The organism is Thermophagus xiamenensis (assembly GCF_900112795.1).
In the GTDB taxonomy this organism is placed as follows: Bacteria; Bacteroidota; Bacteroidia; order Bacteroidales; family Marinilabiliaceae; genus Thermophagus; species Thermophagus xiamenensis.
In genome coordinates this window covers 152,774-171,070 of sequence record NZ_FONA01000007.1, presented here as the reverse complement: position 1 = coordinate 171,070, position 18,297 = coordinate 152,774, and the positions used below count along the sequence as shown (strand labels likewise).

At 39.0% G+C, this 18,297-nt stretch carries 17 protein-coding genes; 13 read left to right on the top strand and 4 right to left on the bottom strand.

Translation table 11 applies throughout. The features are described from left to right. The first annotated feature begins 473 nt into the window (after window positions 1-473). From rnr to metA, 3 genes are all read left to right on the top strand, one after another. Window positions 474-2,636 carry a ribonuclease R gene (gene rnr, locus BM130_RS05845; protein WP_010526166.1) on the top strand — a complete coding sequence of 721 codons (2,163 nt, stop codon included), beginning with the start codon at window positions 474-476 and terminating at the stop codon, window positions 2,634-2,636. Window positions 2,637-2,777: 141 nt separating this feature from the next. Further along, the gene (locus tag BM130_RS05840) at window positions 2,778-3,386 is read left to right on the top strand and encodes a TetR/AcrR family transcriptional regulator (protein WP_010526167.1); all 609 of its coding nucleotides are present in this window, start codon (window positions 2,778-2,780) and stop codon (window positions 3,384-3,386) included. A gap of 151 nt (window positions 3,387-3,537) precedes the next feature. After that, on the top strand, window positions 3,538-4,446 hold the full coding sequence (gene metA, locus BM130_RS05835; RefSeq protein WP_010526168.1) for a homoserine O-acetyltransferase MetA: 909 nt from the start codon (window positions 3,538-3,540) through the stop codon (window positions 4,444-4,446). A 45-nt stretch (window positions 4,447-4,491) separates the two neighbouring features. Here metA and BM130_RS05830 read toward each other — a convergent pair whose 3' ends face one another. Then, complete coding sequence (locus BM130_RS05830; RefSeq protein ID WP_010526169.1) at window positions 4,492-5,385, bottom strand: DUF8429 coiled-coil domain-containing protein; 894 nt, start codon at window positions 5,383-5,385, stop codon at window positions 4,492-4,494. Between the two features lie 90 nt (window positions 5,386-5,475). Between BM130_RS05830 and BM130_RS05825 the strand changes: the two genes are divergently transcribed. The 3 genes from BM130_RS05825 (at window position 5,476) to BM130_RS05815 (ending at window position 8,650) form a co-directional block, all read left to right on the top strand. After that, the gene (locus tag BM130_RS05825) at window positions 5,476-7,320 is read left to right on the top strand and encodes an Ig-like domain-containing protein (RefSeq protein ID WP_010526170.1); all 1,845 of its coding nucleotides are present in this window, start codon (window positions 5,476-5,478) and stop codon (window positions 7,318-7,320) included. 3 nt (window positions 7,321-7,323) lie between these two features. Further along, entirely contained in the window at window positions 7,324-7,635 is a 312-nt protein-coding gene (locus BM130_RS05820) for an MTH1187 family thiamine-binding protein (protein ID WP_010526171.1), read from the top strand. A 190-nt stretch (window positions 7,636-7,825) separates the two neighbouring features. Further along, window positions 7,826-8,650, top strand: coding sequence for a DUF3108 domain-containing protein (locus BM130_RS05815; protein ID WP_237706072.1), 825 nt, complete (start codon window positions 7,826-7,828; stop codon window positions 8,648-8,650). Window positions 8,651-8,966: 316 nt separating this feature from the next. Here the strand turns inward: BM130_RS05815 and BM130_RS05810 are convergent, their stop codons facing one another. Together BM130_RS05810 and BM130_RS05805 are read right to left on the bottom strand one after the other, a co-directional pair. After that, window positions 8,967-9,446 (bottom strand): hypothetical protein, encoded by a 480-nt coding sequence (locus BM130_RS05810; protein WP_010526173.1) that lies wholly within the window; start codon window positions 9,444-9,446, stop codon window positions 8,967-8,969. Between the two features lie 281 nt (window positions 9,447-9,727). Continuing rightward, complete coding sequence (locus BM130_RS05805) at window positions 9,728-10,942, bottom strand: glycosyltransferase (protein ID WP_010526174.1); 1,215 nt, start codon at window positions 10,940-10,942, stop codon at window positions 9,728-9,730. A gap of 234 nt (window positions 10,943-11,176) precedes the next feature. Between BM130_RS05805 and BM130_RS05800 the strand changes: the two genes are divergently transcribed. From BM130_RS05800 to BM130_RS05770, 7 genes are all read left to right on the top strand, one after another. Beyond that, the gene (locus BM130_RS05800) at window positions 11,177-12,316 is read left to right on the top strand and encodes a DNA polymerase III subunit (protein ID WP_010526175.1); all 1,140 of its coding nucleotides are present in this window, start codon (window positions 11,177-11,179) and stop codon (window positions 12,314-12,316) included. Window positions 12,317-12,512: 196 nt separating this feature from the next. Then, window positions 12,513-13,700, top strand: a complete 1,188-nt coding sequence (locus BM130_RS05795) for a PSP1 domain-containing protein (protein ID WP_010526176.1) — start codon at window positions 12,513-12,515, stop codon at window positions 13,698-13,700. After that, window positions 13,633-14,178, top strand: a complete 546-nt coding sequence (locus BM130_RS05790) for a gliding motility lipoprotein GldH (RefSeq protein WP_010526177.1) — start codon at window positions 13,633-13,635, stop codon at window positions 14,176-14,178. Before BM130_RS05795 ends, BM130_RS05790 begins: the two co-directional genes overlap by 68 nt. 20 nt (window positions 14,179-14,198) lie before the next feature. After that, the gene (gene trmB, locus BM130_RS05785) at window positions 14,199-14,957 is read left to right on the top strand and encodes a tRNA (guanosine(46)-N7)-methyltransferase TrmB (protein ID WP_029626442.1); all 759 of its coding nucleotides are present in this window, start codon (window positions 14,199-14,201) and stop codon (window positions 14,955-14,957) included. Between the two features lie 18 nt (window positions 14,958-14,975). Continuing rightward, window positions 14,976-15,308 (top strand): MGMT family protein, encoded by a 333-nt coding sequence (locus BM130_RS05780; protein WP_010526179.1) that lies wholly within the window; start codon window positions 14,976-14,978, stop codon window positions 15,306-15,308. An 80-nt stretch (window positions 15,309-15,388) separates the two neighbouring features. Beyond that, window positions 15,389-16,498 carry an Mrp/NBP35 family ATP-binding protein gene (locus BM130_RS05775; RefSeq protein ID WP_010526180.1) on the top strand — a complete coding sequence of 370 codons (1,110 nt, stop codon included), beginning with the start codon at window positions 15,389-15,391 and terminating at the stop codon, window positions 16,496-16,498. 7 nt (window positions 16,499-16,505) lie between these two features. Beyond that, a complete protein-coding gene (locus BM130_RS05770; RefSeq protein ID WP_010526181.1) occupies window positions 16,506-16,748 on the top strand; it encodes a NifU family protein in 243 nt (80 codons plus the stop codon). A 523-nt stretch (window positions 16,749-17,271) separates the two neighbouring features. Here BM130_RS05770 and BM130_RS05765 read toward each other — a convergent pair. Then, window positions 17,272-17,970 carry a DNA-binding domain-containing protein gene (locus tag BM130_RS05765; RefSeq protein ID WP_010526182.1) on the bottom strand — a complete coding sequence of 233 codons (699 nt, stop codon included), beginning with the start codon at window positions 17,968-17,970 and terminating at the stop codon, window positions 17,272-17,274. Window positions 17,971-18,297: the final 327 nt, after the last annotated feature.

The following is an 18,297-nucleotide window of genomic DNA, read 5'->3' as shown; positions in this document are numbered from 1 at the left end:
ATTTGGGGCGAACCATTTTAGTTTTTAACTGTTATGTTTATCAATAGTTTTGCCGTTTGATTTTCAGATTTGACTGTAATTTTTTGTGACGGCTAAGCTCGGCATTACATGATAATTCAGGTCAGATTAATAAACTGATGATTATCCCTACCATAATAATGTAAGTTACTTGTGGTAAAGAAGCTTCTTTGATATTCCTCATTTTGATTACTGTTCCCAGGTTTTTATACATTTAATATTGAATTTGCCAATATTAGAACAAATTTATCGACATATTTACAATTGTTTTCGTAATTCTTATCTTTGAATTAGATAAATTTTTATAGCAATAGTATTGTATGCTAATAATTTCAAGTAATAGATTCGTGGTTGATATTTAGGAAGCAAAGCTATATGCCAATTGTTGTTGCAAGACGTTATAAATTAGATTGATGTTATACGAAATAAATAGAAAAGAATAAAGATTAAATTTTATGTCAAAAAAGAAGAAGAAAAATAATAAAGGGTTTATAAAGAATGATTTGCTAACGGCAATAAAAAGGCATTTCGAAAATAATCCCAATAAAACCTATAATTATAAACAAGTTTCCTCTGCATTAGGTATAACCAGAAAAAAGAACCGATTGCAAGTAGAGGTGTTTTTGTTGGAGCTTGCCAAAAAAAATTATTTAAAAGAAGTCTCTACAGGCCGATTTAAGTTACTAACTGTCCCCGGAACCTGTGTAGAAGGCGTTGTAGAGATGACACAACGTGGAGCCGCTTATATTGTTCCCGACGAAGGGGATGAGGATATTTTTGTTGCCCAAAGTAATTTAGGTCATGCTTTAAATGGTGATAGAGTGAAAGTTCTAAGGTATGCCCGAAAACCTGGACGACAAGCCGAAGGAGAAGTAGTGGAAGTTATTGAACGTAATAGGGACCATTTTGTGGGTATCCTGCAAGTTTCAAAAGGTTTTGCATTCTTAGTGGCAGATTCGCGGGTTATGCACCACGATATTTTTATTCCTCTTGACCAGCTTAATGGAGGGAAAAACGGACAAAAAGCGGTGGTGCAAATTACCGAGTGGCCTGACAAAGCCAAAAATCCAATTGGAAAAGTGGTGGATGTTTTAGGTGAGCCCGGTGAAAATAATGCGGAAATGCACGCAATTCTTGCCGAGTTTAATTTGCCCTATAAATATCCGGAAAATGTGGTGGCTGCTGCCAATAAAATCAAAGCGTCTATCCCTAATTCAGAAATTAAGAAAAGGAGGGATTTTCGGGGTGTTACCACATTTACCATTGACCCGGTAGATGCTAAAGATTTTGATGATGCGCTCTCGGTTAGAAAGTTGGACAATGGATTATGGGAAGTAGGCGTCCATATCGCCGATGTTACTTATTATGTAAACCCCAATTCCATTATCGAAAAGGAAGCTGCAAAGCGCGCTACCTCTGTTTATTTGGTTGACAGAGTGGTGCCTATGCTTCCAGAACGTTTGAGTAACGAGCTATGTTCTTTACGCCCTGATGAAGACAAGTTATGTTTTTCCGTCGTTTTTCAGATCGATGACAATGCCAAAATTATTGATTCTTGGGTTGGGCGAACCATTATTCGAAGTATCAGGAGATTTACTTATGAGGAGGCCCAGCAGGTCATTGAAACCGGTTTGGGTGATTGTAAAATGGAACTGGAGGTATTGAACGATCTTGCCAAAAAGCTCAGGGCAGAACGTTTCAGTAAAGGTTCTGTCGACTTTGAACGTGTAGAAGTAAAATTTGAGCTTGATGATGACGGTAAACCTTTGAGCGTTACTTTTAAGGAACCCAAAGACGCCAATAAACTTATTGAGGAGTTTATGTTGCTTGCGAATAAAAGAGTAGCTGAGATTATCGGGAAGAATGAATTGGACAAAGCGCCTTCGCATCACAACAAAACAGCTAAAACTTTTGTTTATCGAATACATGATGAACCTGATCCTGAAAAATTTGAAACCTTCAGTCGGTTCGTTCGAAAGTTTGGCCTCGAAGCTAAACCTAAAGGACAGGAAACTATCAGTCATTCGTTGAACCGTTTGTTAGATAAAGTGCAAGGACAAAAACATCAAAATATTGTGGAAACATTAGCCATTCGCACTATGTCTAAGGCAGTCTACTCTACTCATAATATTGGTCATTATGGCCTTGGGTTTAAATATTATACCCATTTTACCTCACCCATACGGCGTTATCCGGATATGATGGTACATCGACTGCTGCAACGCTATTTGGAAGGCGGGAGATCCGTCTCAGCGCAGAAATATGAAGAATTATGTGACCATAGTTCCAAAATGGAAATTAGAGCTGCCGATGCTGAACGGGCTTCCATTAAATATAAACAGGTAGAATTTCTTCAGGATAAAATTGGTGAGGTGTTTGACGGGGTGATTTCAGGAGTTACGGAGTGGGGTATTTATGTTGAATTGATTGAAAATAAGTGCGAAGGAATGGTGCCTATTCGTGACCTGGATGATGATTTTTATCAGTTCGATGAAGAAAATTATTGCCTGGTAGGGCGTTATAAAAATCGCAAATATCAATTGGGCGATGTGGTTAGGGTTCAGGTTGCACGGGCGAACTTAGAACGACGACAATTGGATTTTGCACTGGCCACCTAAAGGGCTTAGCTCTTTGTTAATTCGAATGTATAGATTTTTAATGGATTCTTCGTGTTATTTGAAAATAGGTGAAAAAGCAGAAATGACCTCTTTCGATATTATCTTAAATAGTGATTATCCTGTAACCTTAATTTGTATGTTATGAGTAGTATCTTTAATTCGTTTATTTCAGGACAAGATACTGTCCGGAATTTAATTTTAAGGTCGGCCCGGGATCTTTTTGCGCAATACGGGTACCGCAAAACAACCATGGAAGACATTGCCGTTGCCTTAAGAAAAGGGAAAAGTTCTCTTTATTACTATTTTAAAAATAAAGAGGAAATTTTTCAGGCGGTCATTGAACTTGAATCAGAAATTTTGGAAAACCGGCTCTGGGAAGTGGTAAAGAGTGAATATCCTCCAAAACAGAAATTTAATGATTATGTCATTATCCGAATGGAAACGCTTCGGGAATTGAAAAATTTTCAGAGGGCAATGCGTGATGAGAGTTATCGCAGTTACCTGTTTTTAGATGAAATTCGGGAAAAGTCGGAAGTTTCCGAAAAACAAATGTTAAAAACCATTCTTGAAGAGGGTGTCTCCGCCGGGCAATTTGATATTAAAAATCTTCGTTTGGCTGCTATTGGTATTAGTACTGCTCTTAGGGGCTTAGAGCTGCCTTTATTAAGAGGAATCGATAATTTTGATGATTTTAGGTTACAACTGGATAATATTCTGAATATATTATTTTACGGTATATTAAAGCGTTGATATGGGGTTGAAAGTTATAGTCTTGTGCCCGGTTGGGAATTCACATCTTAATTAAGGTTTTATACGAATGAGAGAGACGGTTTAATCCATTGTTGATTATTCCGGTCAATGGCTTATCTTTGTAAGCTCTTTTTGTAACATCAGATATGTCATGCCTGTAAATATTCCTGATTTATTACCTGCCAAGAGTTTACTGGAGGCGGAAAACGTTTTTGTAATGGGAGAAAGCAGGGCGGTCACTCAGGATATACGGCCGTTACGCATTCTCATTCTAAATCTTATGCCCCTTAAGATCAAGACCGAAACCCATCTTTTGCGGGTTTTATCTAATACACCTCTGCAAGTCGAGGTGGAGTTGCTCATCACCTCGACTCATACCCCTAAGAATACCCCTTCACAACATTTGATTAGTTTTTATAAAACCTTTGATGAAATCAAGGGAAAAAACTACGATGGTTTTATCATTACCGGGGCACCGGTGGAATTACTGGATTTTGAAAAGGTTACCTATTGGAACGAACTTCAGAAGATAATGGACTGGAGTAAAACCCATGTGACTTCAACTTTACATATTTGCTGGGGCGCACAGGCAGGATTGTATCATCATTATGGTATCCCCAAACATGAGCTCCCGGCCAAACTCTTTGGAGTCTTCGAGCATTTCGTCTATGACCCTACTGAACCTTTAGTGCGTGGATTTGACGACCTGTTTTGGGCACCTCATTCCAGATATACCGAAGTGAGAAAAGAGGATATTGAAAAAGTGGATAACCTGATCTTACTTGCCGATTCAGAGGAGGCCGGGCCTTACATTATCCTCTCTAAAGACCGAAGTCAGGTGTTTATTACTGGTCATCCTGAATACGATAAGCTCACCCTGGGTGAGGAATATCAACGCGACCAGAAAAAAGGTTTGTCAACTGCTATTCCAAAAAACTATTACCTAAACGATGATCCCAGTAAGGAGGCCGTAGTACGATGGAGAAGCCACGCTCAACTGTTATACTCCAACTGGCTTAATTATTATGTCTATCAATCTACCCCGTATGATTGGAGCTAAATATTACGTGGCCAATTTGGCTTACTTTCAAAGTGATTCCAATAATTACCTGAGCTCGAAAGTAAATCGTCCTATATTGGCACCATCGGCAAATATATCGGCGATATATTCCCCGGGAATTAATTCACCCATATCGGCATCATAATAAATGCAAACATCAATCTCTTCACCGCCATATTCAATGTTGCGCATGGCAGAATAATGAATCTCTTCACCTTCAAAGGGGAAAAGGTCATCCCGACTGTGCAGCAATAACTGTCCGTCAGGGCGTTCCAATCGAAGATAAAACGGCTTTATGCCTACCGGAGCGGTGATATTCTTTTTTACTGTAAAACAAACTTCTATTTTGTCGATGCGGTTCACGCGTCGTGTCTTCTGACCTCGCGTATTTAATCCTGTGGCACGCATGTTGGTGGTTTCCAGGCGGCTGGCAATTTCCACCTTGTTCTCAAGCTCTGATTTTACAACTTCCAGTTGTTTATAGGAATCCCTTATTTTGGAATATCGTTGTTGGTATTCTTTATTTTCCTTTTTCAATTCTTCATTAAGGCGGTTAAGACTGTCTATTTGTACAATATAACTTCTTAAAACCCCTCGAAGGGTGGTAAGTTCGTTTCGCAATTCCCTTATTCTGGAAGCATTGGTGGCTTTTATGGTCTTTATTTCTTCGATGAGGTGCTCAACCTTTTCTCTTTCCTTTTCCAACATTAAATTAATGGTGTCATTGGTCGATTGCAAAGAGTCATACCCCAGAGCCAATTCCTGGTATTCTTCAGTAAGGATTTGTTTTTCTTTGGTCATCTCTTCTACCACCTCTTTCATCTCACGATGCTGACTGATGTATAAGACAGCAATAATGAGCAAAAGTAAGGTCAGAACACCCAGTATAATGTATAACTTTTTCTGAGAGTTATGGTTGGTGTTATTTTCTGTTTGCATGATTTTTGTTTGAGGATTGCGGAGCAAATTTAAAAAGTTTCAGCATTTTACTCTAACTTTGCGAAGGTGTTTACCTAAAATAAACGTTTGATGATTAAAAATATTTTTGCGCTTATACTTTCTGTGGGCCTTATTTTCAGTTGGGGTTGTGCCAATCAAGGTTATCCGGAGGGAGGACCCAAAGACGAGACACCGCCTCGGATGATTGATTCAGACCCACCTCTCAATGCCACTAATTTTAACGATAATAAAATTGAAATTGTTTTTGATGAACTGATTGTCCTTAAAGATGCACTTCAAAAAGTGGTGATTTCGCCACCTCTAAACAATTTACCAACCATCAGAGGTTTGGGAAACAAAGTGACCGTAGTTTTTGAGGAGGAACTTCAACCCGCTACTACCTATACAATCGATTTTGCTGATGCTATTCAGGACAACAATGAGGGAAATCCGCTTGTCGGTTTTACCTTTTCATTTTCTACCGGTGAGACCCAAGACTCATTGCAAATTGCCGGGTATGTGTTAGAGGCCGATACACATAATCCTGTATCGGGGGCCTTAGTCTTGGCTCATAATAACCTTGCTGATTCGGCTTTTACCAATATGGTTCCTAGTAGGCTTGCCAAAACCAACGATAAGGGAGAATTTGTTATTAAAAATTTGGCACCCGGAAAATATCGAATTTTTGCATTAGAAGATTTAAATCGCAATTATCGCTTTGATCAGCCCGGGGAACGTATTGCCTGGCATCCCGACATAATTGAACCATCATTTGAGTGGCGAACCCGGGTCGATTCGCTTTTTAAAGATTCTGTGACGCTCGATACGGTACTCTATAGAAAAGAGTTGGTATATATCCCCGATAGTCTTCAGTTATTCCTTTTCCAGGAAGATTATGAGCAACAATATCTCGATACCAGGGAGCGTGAAGAACGTCATCGGCTTGATTTTATCTTTAATCGTCCCTTAAAAGATTCTTTAAAAATTAAGCCTGTTGGTACTGACTCTGACGTTGCAGATTGGTTTGTTTATGAACGGTCGGTAAAGCACGATACCGTGATGATATGGATGTCGGATAGTTCTTTTATTTCCAAAGATTCTTTAATTGTTGAAGTGACTTACCAGGTTCGGGATTCGTTAAATCAATATGTCGACCGAATTGATACTCTTAAGATGTTCTTCCGGGATAAAGAAATAGAGAGTAGTCGGCGACGACGCGACAAGGATGATGTAGAGGAAAAAACTATTGAACCCCTTAGTGTTCGATTGCCAGGTGGTACTCTTGAAATAGGAGCTGATGTGGGAATGACATTTCCTGTTCCGTTGAAAAATATGATAGTCGATTCTGTTTCGCTTTATCAGTTGAATGATACTGTTTTTCAATCTGTTTCATTTAATGTTTTGCAAGACTCTTTACGGATTCGTTATTATACGTTGGACCATGACTGGATGCCGGGTGCTGAATACCGTTTAGAAATTGACTCGGCAGCGTTTGAAGGAATTTACGGAAGGGTCAACAAACCATTGGAGGCATCTTTTAAAATTAAACCTGAAGATAATTATGGGACCCTTTATGTTAATGTAACCAATGCAGAAGAAAAGGCTCTGATACAGGTTTTAAACAGTAAGGGAAACCCGGTAAGAAGCAGTAATGTTCCGTCAAATGGCAAGCAGGCTTTCAGGTTTTTGAGACCGGGCGACTATTATTTAAGAATTGTGATAGATGAAAATGATAACGGACAGTGGGATACCGGTGATTTTAGTGAAGGTCGACAACCTGAAAGGGTTTATTATTATCCTGATAAAATAACCATCCGTGCCAATTGGGACCAATTGGTCGCCTGGAATATTCATCAATTTTCGGTTCTTGATTTTGTCAACCGAAACCGAATTAAAACTGATAAAAACACATCAACATCATCTGAGAGGAGGTAAATTATGTCGGTATTGTTGAATTTTGCCATATTCCCCACCGATAAAGGGGCAAGTGTTAGCCAATATGTTAGCAAAGTGCTGGATTTTATTCGTGATAGCGGTGTTTCTTATCGGCTTAACCCAATGGGAACAACTATTGAAACCGAAACAATGCAAGAAGCCCTTGAGGTGGTCAACAAGGCTTATCTGATACTTGAACCATTGGCCGATAGAATTTATGCAACCATTAATATCGATGCCAGAAAAGGACCGATTGGAAGAATGGATTCCAAAATTAGTTCTATTGAAAATAAAATAGGTAAGGTTAATCTTTAGTAAGAGAGGAAAGTTTTGTGGATTTTCTCTCAGTTACCTTATTATTTGTTCGGTTATTATTTATTTGACTAACTTGCCACTTTGAATCATGGCTTTTATAATTTAATTATGATTCTTTGTGGTTAAGATTGCTATTTGCTCATTTTTTATGAAACAAGTCAGATATTTTTCATATTCAAATTATAAGGGATTGGCACTCAGTTTTAAATTAATCCTTTGGTTGTTGGTTGTCTGCTTTGGGATTCCGACAAATGGAGAAGGTCAATGCTATTCCAATCTGGATATTTTTAAACCCGGCGAAAAGGTTACCTATCATGCTTATTACAATTGGGGTTTTATTTGGATAAATGCAGGGGAGGTAACTTTTGCCGTTGATGAATCATCTTGGCAGGGGCAGCCCGCCTGGCATTTTAAGGCATATGGAAACACCTATAAAGCCTATGATTTATTATTTAAAGTTCGTGACAGTTTTGATGTTTGGGTTGACCCGCATTCTTTGCAGCCACTGGAATTTTATCGAAAAACCAATGAAGGTTCCTATAAGGCTCAACACCATTATTTGTTTGATGCCGAAAATAGAGTGGTGAAAGCTAACATCCGAAAACCGGATCGACCGGTTAAAGACACCGTTTTTAACTGGCCCGAGTGTTCTTTTGACCTATTGTCCATGGTGTATCAGGCCAGAAAAATTGATTTTTCCAAATATGAGGTCAATGAAAAAATTCCGATTAATTTAATTGTTGACGGTGAAGTCCATAATTTGTACATTAGGTACCTGGGAAAAGAGGTGATAGAAAATAGGGATAACCGTAAATTCAGGTGCCTGAAGTTTTCGCCTTTGTTGGTCGAAGGAACTATTTTTGAAGAGGGTGAGGATATGACTGTTTGGGTAACAGATGATTTGAGTAGAATCCCCATAATTGTTGAAGCCAAAATATTGGTAGGCTCTGTTAAGGCTGTTTTTATTGATGCTATAGGATTGAAAAATCCCATGACCGCCGAAGTGATGCCTTAACGACATGTTTTTAGTGCTTCTTTATGGGCTGTTAAATTTCAGATTTTTGGCTTAAGAGTTCCCTTTTAATTATTTCTTTTCCCGGTAAATTTTTGCTCAATAGTTTAATCTGGTAATAGAGAAGATGTTTTTTTCAATGATATGGCAATGGGTAGTGAAAGAATGGTGTCAACTGTTGAAAAAAATTGTATCTGTATATAATAAAATGCCAGGAAAAACATTATAAAGAGAACACCCGGTTATGTTGCTTCACAATCAAGGGCCATGAAGAAAACGTGAGGCAGATACCGGGTGTTCGTTTGTCCGTAAAATTAATTTATTCTTGTGTGTTTTTTATCGTCTTTACCAATTTTTCTTGATGCCTTTGTCCTTTTTCTGCTTTCTTTAAACGATTTACCGGTTTACTTTTTTCCGTAAAACTTTTCTCTTCATCCGCGGGATAATTCAGAAAAGTTTTATAGAAATTGACTTGCTCAAAATAATTAAGTTTAATCGCAGTGGGGTGAAAAAGATATTTTTTTATCCAAAAGTTGGTTTCTGAGTTTATATCTATGCTTTGTAAGCCTTTAATCTTTAAAAAGTAATCTAACATTTCTGTATCGCTGAAACGGTCATTGGTTATTAGCCTGAAAGTTTGAAGCATCTCATGTTTTTGATGTTCGCCTTTCGGAAAAAGAATTTCTTCAAGCTGTCGCGAAGCTTTCTTTTTTACGATTTCCGGATATATTTTACGAATCGCAAAGTACGAAAACAATGCAGATATACCTGCCACCACTGCGATTAGTAAGAAGTTCATTTTGCGTTTACTTGAATTGTTTTGCGAATTGTTACGGAGAATATTCAGAAAGGTTTCCTGTTTCCTGATATTCCTTCTTATTGTTTACTTTTTTCCCTTTTAAAGGTTTCCTTTAAATGATGAATGGTGGTTTTTTGTTGACGAATTGAATTTTGACTAAGAGAAAAAGTTCTGTTAAAAAAGTCAATTGTGGAGTCATATCGATGAAGAACCAAGAAGACCGCTCGGTGAGCCTAAGGAGAAAAAACAAAAAGTTTTAAGAGTATTACGTAGGTTTTTTACTAAAAAATATTTTTTAGAATTTCTCTAAAGTTGGGTCTGGGTTGGCTGATGCCATTCTTTTCCGGGCTGTTACAATTATATGTTTTGGTATGTTTATCGGATATTTCCGGTGGGGCAGGAATGGTCGAAGCCGATTTTCTTTTCGGTTTATGGTTGGCCGGATTGAGAATTGAAAGCGTATCAAAAGGGTTTGATAAATTTTTTCGATTTAAAATTAACCGGAGATGATTTCTTTTGTCATGATATTTTGCCAGATATTCCTGTTCCGTTTGCCCGGGGGTTGGAACCATCACCATGTTTTTGTTTAAAACATACATGTCCATAATGGTCGAATAGCCCGAACGGCACAATATTGTTTCATACGCCATTATTTTTTGAAATAACTCGGAGGTAGGTAAATAGTTGTATATTTCTATGTTGGGAGTTTTTTTTACTAAAAAATCGTTATTAAAGTTGGTTCCCCGGATAAGGCATACTTTCCCCGCGAAATGGCGAAACAGAAAGTTAAGTTTATGCTCTAAATGTGTTCTGTGAGGTTCAGGACCCGAGATGATGGCCAATATATTTCCTTTATCTGTTTTAATGCTTTCATTAATTGTTAAATCAGGGTCGTCGAAACGGGATAAAGGACCAATAAACGTTACATTTTTCGGATAAGGATATTTATGCACCAAATCACCTGCCAGCGAATTTTCTTTTTTAAAGTCGGGGACCCAGCATTGATTAAATTTCTGCAGCAATTTTTTTATGACCAAATGTACAGGATATTCCATCCATTTTATTGGTTTTGGTAATTTGACCATCAACTGATGTGTGATAATAACGGAAAGGACCGAAGGATGTCTCACCCCATATCTGTTATCGGAGACGATTAGTTGTGGACGATATTTTTTTACCAACCCTGCCGTAATTCTTTTTTCCTTTTTATACCATAACCATAGGCGGGGAAGCTGAAATATCAGTTTTACCACCAGAAATGCTTTGGAGCCATACTTAATTTCAGGGCCGGGAAATACGGTGGTTTCAACTTCGGGATATTCTTTTTTCAGCCATTGAATAAGACGGGCTGATGCCGCCACAATAACCCGGTGACCGTCATTCCTGAAGGCTTTAATCAGGGGTAAATCGCGGGTCATATGGCCCAAACCCCAGTCTAACGGACAAATCAATATAACTTTGCGGGTTTCAGCCGGAAGTGGCGCTGTTGGTATCATTTATTAATGATTTTGAGAATATTCGGGCTATTTCTATACAAAAGTAGGATAATAATTTATACAAAGAGTGTCCGAATGTTTTTCTTATCTTTGAGCACTAACTAGGAGTATTCCATCCCTTGTAATAATAATGGAGATTATAGACGGGAAAGATTTCAATCTGTGGCTGGTGGAAGAGATAGTGGTTTTTATTTGGTTTGGGATGGTCATTCCTGTTAAAACTGTGCGTTAATTATGTTGTTTAAGGATGTTATAGGGCAAAAAGCGATAAAAGAGCACCTGATAGCCATGGTGCGTGAAAATCGAATCAGTCATGCTCAACTATTTACCGGTGCTGAGGGCTCGGGTTTGATGCCCCTGGCTTTGGCTTTTGCGCAATATGTAAATTGCCTTAATCCCGGACCCGACGATGCATGCGGGGTTTGTCCCGAGTGTAAAAAAATGTCTAAGCTGGCACATCCCGACCTACATTTTGTTTTTCCTATCGTGAATAAATCCAGTGGAAAACCAAATGTTTGTAGTGATTTCATGGAATTATGGACACACTTTGTTACTCAAAGCCCATATATCTCTAAAAATGAATGGTCGGGGGTTCTGAATGCAGAAAAAGGTCAGTTGAGGATTTTTTCCAGAGAAGGGAATGAAATTATTCGCAAGTTAAGTTTCAAAGCTTTTGAGGGCAAATATAAGATAATGATTATATGGCAGCCCGAAAAAATGGGGGGAGAGGCTGCTAACCGGTTGCTTAAAATTTTGGAAGAACCACCTGCCCGAACATTGTTTATTTTGGTATCCGATTATCCGACCGAGATTTTACCCACCATTTTATCCAGAACGCAACAACTGAAAATCCCGGGAATTGATAAAGATTCCATGGTTGAGGCAATCCGAAATATTTATGGTGTGGCGGAAGAGGAGGCCCGTAATGTGGCGCGTATTGCCAGAGGCAGCTTCGTCGTTGCACGACAAATCTTAAGTAATAGTGAAGAAAAGAAGTTGCTACATAGCTTATTTGTCTCGGCCATGCGTAATGCTTATTCAGGCAATTTAGATGCCATTAACCAGTGGGTAGATGATGTGGCTGCCATGCCAAAAGAAAGAGTGAAGAACTTGTTGCAATATTGCATCGACTTTTTACGGGAAAGTTATATTGCCAATTTCAATATTCCTAAGCTGGTATATGCCACATCCGAAGAAAATAGTTTTATTGAAAAATTTAAGGCTTTTGTCAATGACCGCAATGTGCAGCAAATGGTTAAAGAGTTTGAGTTGGCCCATGCTCATATCGAACGTAATGGTAATGTTAAACTTGTGCTTTTCGATATGTCGATGCAGGTTAGCGGATTGTTTCGGGTTACGAACAATTTGGTCTGATTCGGCTTTATTAATTAAAATTATATATATATCCTGAGCATGATGACCGGAATATTATGTGGTTGTAAACCTGTAGGATTTCTGATTGAGTTATAAACTTACAATCGGAATTGGATGGTTTGGATGATGAATTAATGGTTAAAGATATAGCTTTTGCCAGGCCGGTCGTAATGCTCTCTTAAAAAAATGCGTTTTTATGGAAACAGGTACCATTGCACATAGTAGCAAATGTAATACATGTAGCAGTCGGTGTGGAAAACTGGAAGTGTTCGATTGGTTATCCGACCTTCCGGACGGAACCAAAAGCACCGATATTGTCGAAGTTCAGTTTAAAAATACCAGAAAAGGGTTTTATCGGAACAGTAATCAGCTGAAAATCACAAAGGGAGATATTGTTGCTGTGGAAGCATCCCCCGGTCATGATATCGGGATTGTGACCCTTACTGGCGAATTGGTGCTTCTGCAGATGAAGAAAAACAATCTGGACCCTGCCAATTATGAGTTCAAACGTATTTATCGGAAAGCCAAACCGGTGGATATCGAAAAATGGGAAGAAGCCAAAGCTCTGGAACATGATACCATGTTAGAGTCGCGTCGTATCGCCGAACAATTAAACCTAAATATGAAAATCGGGGATGTGGAATATCAGGGCGACCGTACCAAGGCCATTTTTTACTATATTGCTGATGAGCGTGTCGACTTCCGGGAATTGATTAAAGTATTGGCCGACCGTTTTAAAGTTCGGATTGAAATGCGACAAATCGGTGCCCGACAGGAAGCCGGTCGTATTGGTGGTATCGGACCGTGTGGCAGAGAGCTTTGTTGCTCAACGTGGATTACCAACTTTGAATCGGTGACCACAAATGCAGCTCGATATCAGGAAATATCTCTGAACCCTCAAAAACTCGCCGGACAATGCGGTAAACTTAAATGTTGCCTGAATTACGAGCTGGATACCTATATCGATGCTCAGAAAGACTTCCCACCTACCGATATCCCCCTCGAAACCGAAACCGAAACCTATCATCATGTTAAAACCGATATTTTTAAGCGGTTAATGTGGTATGCTTCGGGTGAGGATAATTCTACCAATATGGTAATGCTTTCGGTAGATAAAGTCAAAGAAATTATTGAATTGAATAAAAAAGGGCAAAAAGTAGAAAAGCTAACCTCTGAAGTCTTTACCGAAATTAATACTGAGATTGATTATACCAATGTGGTTGGCGAAGACAGCATCACACGTTTTGATAATCAGAATAAGAAATCATCTAAAAAGAAAAAAAGTAAACGTAGAAAAAGTTCAAATAAATCCGGAAATGGAGGAAACCAGAACAGAAGATTTAGAAATAAATCCTCAAAGTCATCGGGAAACGGTAAAGGCTAAGTGGTTGTTTGCACTATTGGTTTTTGTTTTTGGAACCTTTGCCTGTGAAGAAATTACTATTTATGAAAAAGGGCAGGAATTGGCCGGTCAGGTTTGGGATAAAGATTCAACGTTGTTTTTTTATCCCGAAATACGGGATACTTCACAGGTGGTTAACATCGGGTTTTCTTTTGTGCATAACAATGACTATCCATATAGCAATCTTTGGCTTTTTATCAATGTATTAAGTCCCGATGGACATATGCAAACCGATACCATGGAGTTTTTTGTGGCTGAACCAACCGGTGAATGGATTGGGAAAGGGAGTGACAATAAAAAAACTGTGTATTGGCTTTATAAAAATGATGTTAAACTGAATGCACCGGGAAAATTTACTTTCTCTGTTACTCAAGGGATGCGGCGCGATGCTCTGCCCGGTGTCCGGTCTTTTTACTTGTGGATTGAAAAAGCATTAACACGGGAAACCAATTCTGATTAACCTAAATCAATACTGTTGTAGTGGGTAAAAACAAACTGAAAAAATTTGCAGAAATGGCCTCGTACCCACATGTGGTTCAGGCCAATCTTAAAGATGTTTTAAATCGGGACCATCCCCTGAAAGGGAAATGGAAGCAAGAATTTTTCAACAATGAGCATCCGGTTATTTTAGAACTTGGATGTGGTAAAGGGGAATATACTGTAGGACTGGCCAAATTATACCCCGATAAAAACTTTATCGGTGTCGACATAAAAGGCAGCAGAATGCATCGCGGTGCTACCGATGCCTTAAACCGGGGATTGAAAAATGCAGGCTTCCTGCGCACCCGAATTGAAGTTATTGATTCGTTTTTTGCGCCTGCTGAAGTGGATGAAATTTGGTTAACTTTTCCCGACCCGCAAATGAAAAAAGTGAGAAAGCGGCTGACCAGCTCATTTTTCTTAAAACGATACCGCAACTTTCTGAAACCGGGGGGAGTGATTCATCTGAAAACCGATAGCAATTTTCTTTATGCATACACTAAAGCTTTGTTGGAGGTAAACAATATTGTTCCGCTGGTCGATGAAGCTGACTTGTACGGAAACGGGTATGAAGATGATATATTGGGTATTAAAACTTATTATGAAACCAAATGGCTGGATTACGGTATCCCTATTAAATACCTGAAGTTCGAACTTCATGATGTCTCACAATTGAAGGAACCGGATGTTGAGATAGAACCCGACCCTTACCGGAGTGCCGGCAGAGGTGTTAAAACCAGAAATGTGCAAAAAACATAAATTCTATGATGGTTGATTATGTCGGTTGATGAAAATTTCTTTACTCGGGTTTATGAAGTTGTAAAAAAAATACCTTCGGGCAGGGTTACTACCTACGGTGCTATTGCCCGGGCTATTGGCTCGCCGCGAGCTTCCAGAATGGTTGGCTGGGCCATGAACAAAGCTTTTTCCTATCACGAGTATGTCCCTGCTCATAGGGTTGTTAATCGTAATGGAATGCTTACAGGGAAACATGCCTTTCCAAATGCAAACACAATGCAGGAATTGCTCGAGATGGAAGGTATTACTGTCGTAAACGATAAAGTGACTAATTTTGAGGAAGTTTTTTGGGAACCTAAAAGCTGTTGGTAACTGCTTCAAATAAACTATTGCTCACTTTGTCATTTTTATTACCTTTGTCCTATATTTAAGAAGTTTAAATAAATTTAGATATGAGTTTTTATCCCAAACTGGTATTAGATGCCTTAAAACATGTAATACATCCTGAAAAAGAAAAAGATATAGTTTCATTAGGCATGGTTGAAGATGATATCCGCATAGACGGTAAGCGGATAAGCTTCAGTTTAAAATTCGAGCGGGCCAATGACCCGTTTATATCATCCATAAAAAAAGCGTCTGTTCAGGCCATAAAAAAATATGTTTCTGAAGATGCTGAAATTGAGGGGAATATTTTTATTAAGGTTAAACCAAGAATTCCTAAACCAGCCCCTAAACTTTTGCCACAGGTTAAAAATATTGTTGCCGTGGCTTCAGGAAAAGGAGGGGTGGGAAAATCCACTATCGCTGCCAACCTTGCGGTAGCCCTGGCCAGAATGGGATATAATACCGGTTTATTGGATGCTGATATCTACGGCCCCTCTATCCCTAAAATGTTTCAAACTGAAGATGCACGACCTTTACTGCGGAAAGTTGATGGGAAAGACAAAATTATCCCCGTTGAGAAATATGGCGTAAAGATTTTAAGTATCGGTTATTTTGTTAATCCCGAGGATGCCCTGGTATGGCGTGGTGCTATGGCAACAAATGCCTTGAGACAGTTGATTGCCGACGGCGACTGGGGTGAGCTCGATTATTTGTTAATTGACCTTCCGCCCGGTACAAGTGATATTCATTTGACAGCTGTTCAGACCATATCTATCACCGGTGCCGTGATTGTTAGCACGCCTCAGGATGTGGCATTGGCTGATGCCCGAAAAGGTATAAGCATGTTTACCAGCGACAAAATTAATGTTCCGGTACTTGGTTTGGTTGAAAATATGTCGTGGTTTACGCCTGCTGAGCTGCCGGATAACAAGTATTACATTTTTGGCGAAGGCGGGTGCCGAAGACTTGCCGATGAGTTGAAGACAAAACTTTTGGGGCAAATACCTATCGTTCAGAGTATTCGTGAAGGAGGCGATAAGGGTGAACCCTCAGCCCTTAATCCCGACACTATCACAGGGAAAGCTTTTACCGAACTTGCCCAAACAGTCGTCGCAGCGGTGAAGGAACGTAATGAGAAATTGCCCCCGACAAAGGTTGTGGAAATTACCAGAAAATAATCAAGTTATGGATATTGAACGACAAAATATTACGCAAAAAGTTTTGGAAGCTCTGGAAGTGGTTCGCCCTTATCTGAAATCGGACGGAGGTGACATCTCTTTTGTTGAGCTTACTGATGATTTACGCGTAAAAGTGAAACTTACCGGTGCATGTGATGGATGCCCCATGAGTATTCAAACCCTTCGGAGCGGTGTGGAAATGGTGGTAAAACAAAGGGTTCCTGAAATTGTTGAGGTGATTGCTGTTTAACATGCTCTGCTTCAATCTTTGTTGTAATCTCTTAGAACCTAATCTTTCAACGTTTTTGATGGTTTGACTTATATCTGTTAATAAAATCATATCCTTTAGAGGATTTAGGTCCTTTATCCCACTATACCTAAAACATGTCCTCTAAAGGATATGACCTATACAACCAGGTATACCCAAATCGTGTCCTCTAAAGGATATGAAATATCCAACCAGGTATATCCAAATCGTATCCTCTGAAGGATATGACCTATACAACCAGGTATACTCAAATCGTATCCTCTGAAGGATATGACCTATACAACCAGGTATACTCAAATCGTATCCTCTGAAGGACATGAAATATACAACCAGGTATACTCAAATTGTATCCTCTGAAGGATTTAAAAATATTGATATTGTTAATTCAATACTATACCCTTGGGATGATTTATATCTTCTAAAGGGTTAATAAAGATTTCTTTAAAAGGTTGATGTCTGAAGGGAGTTGTATATAAATTGTCGGATGAATACTATTTTAAAGGTTTTATAAGGTTTTGAGCCCTTTTATAAAACGGTCGGTTCGTAACGATTTGCGTCTATGCAGTACTGCTCTGACTTCAATAAAATAAGTTCCGGATAATTCACCGGGAGTAAAGACAATTAGTTCAGAAGGTTTATTTTTTGCAATATTTTCTGCCCTTGTAGTATTACCATCCCGGTCAATAAAAAACACCCCCTGGCGTGGGTCCTGTTGGTTGATTTTAAGGTTAAAACCTTTGATTGAAATGGCTTGCCCGGGAGTAAATCCGGCATTTATTATATTGGTCTTTAGGTCTGTTATGCTTTTTATGGTGGGCTTCGGAGGCTTAATTTTTACCCGGACAATTTCAATCGACGGGAGAACTTCCTGAAGCAACGGACCAGGCGTCAGCGATAGCTTTAGCTGATGACGTGACGCATCAATAGGTTCGTCTGAACTTTTAAATTTTCCCGATATTGAAAAATGGGACTTAAAAAGTCGGGAGTTGATGCGCTTCCCTTGTCTGGTAAAACGTTGAACCGATTCATGATACCCCTGAATTACGGCAATGGCATCCGACCTTTTGATGGTTGAACCTCTCGAAATGATATCTTCTAAAATGTCCTCGTCGGTTACCACGTCACTGTTGGTTATCAAACAAGTATACTCTTCCTTGTCGTTTGCCCCAATCTTATGGGGGATTAATCCGTACTTAACAGGCATATCTTTCCAAAATTTGGTTAGAAATTTTGTTAAGTGGCTTTCAGTACTCTTTTATTAGTAACGTTAATTTTGAATATCTGTAAAATATTTAGCTAATTGCTGATACTATTGGCCTGACTGCTTCGCCTGTAAGAATATTTTTAGTTGGCCTTTGGTTCTTAAATATTGCCGGCTTTTGTATATATAGCTTTACAAAAATAATTATTTTTTTGCATTTGAGTTGTGTTATATGCGGATTCTTGAAGGAACCGAGCATGGCGACTTTTGCCACAAAAGAGCATGTATAAAATGATATAGGCAGAAGTGCACAGGCAGAAGGCAGAAGTG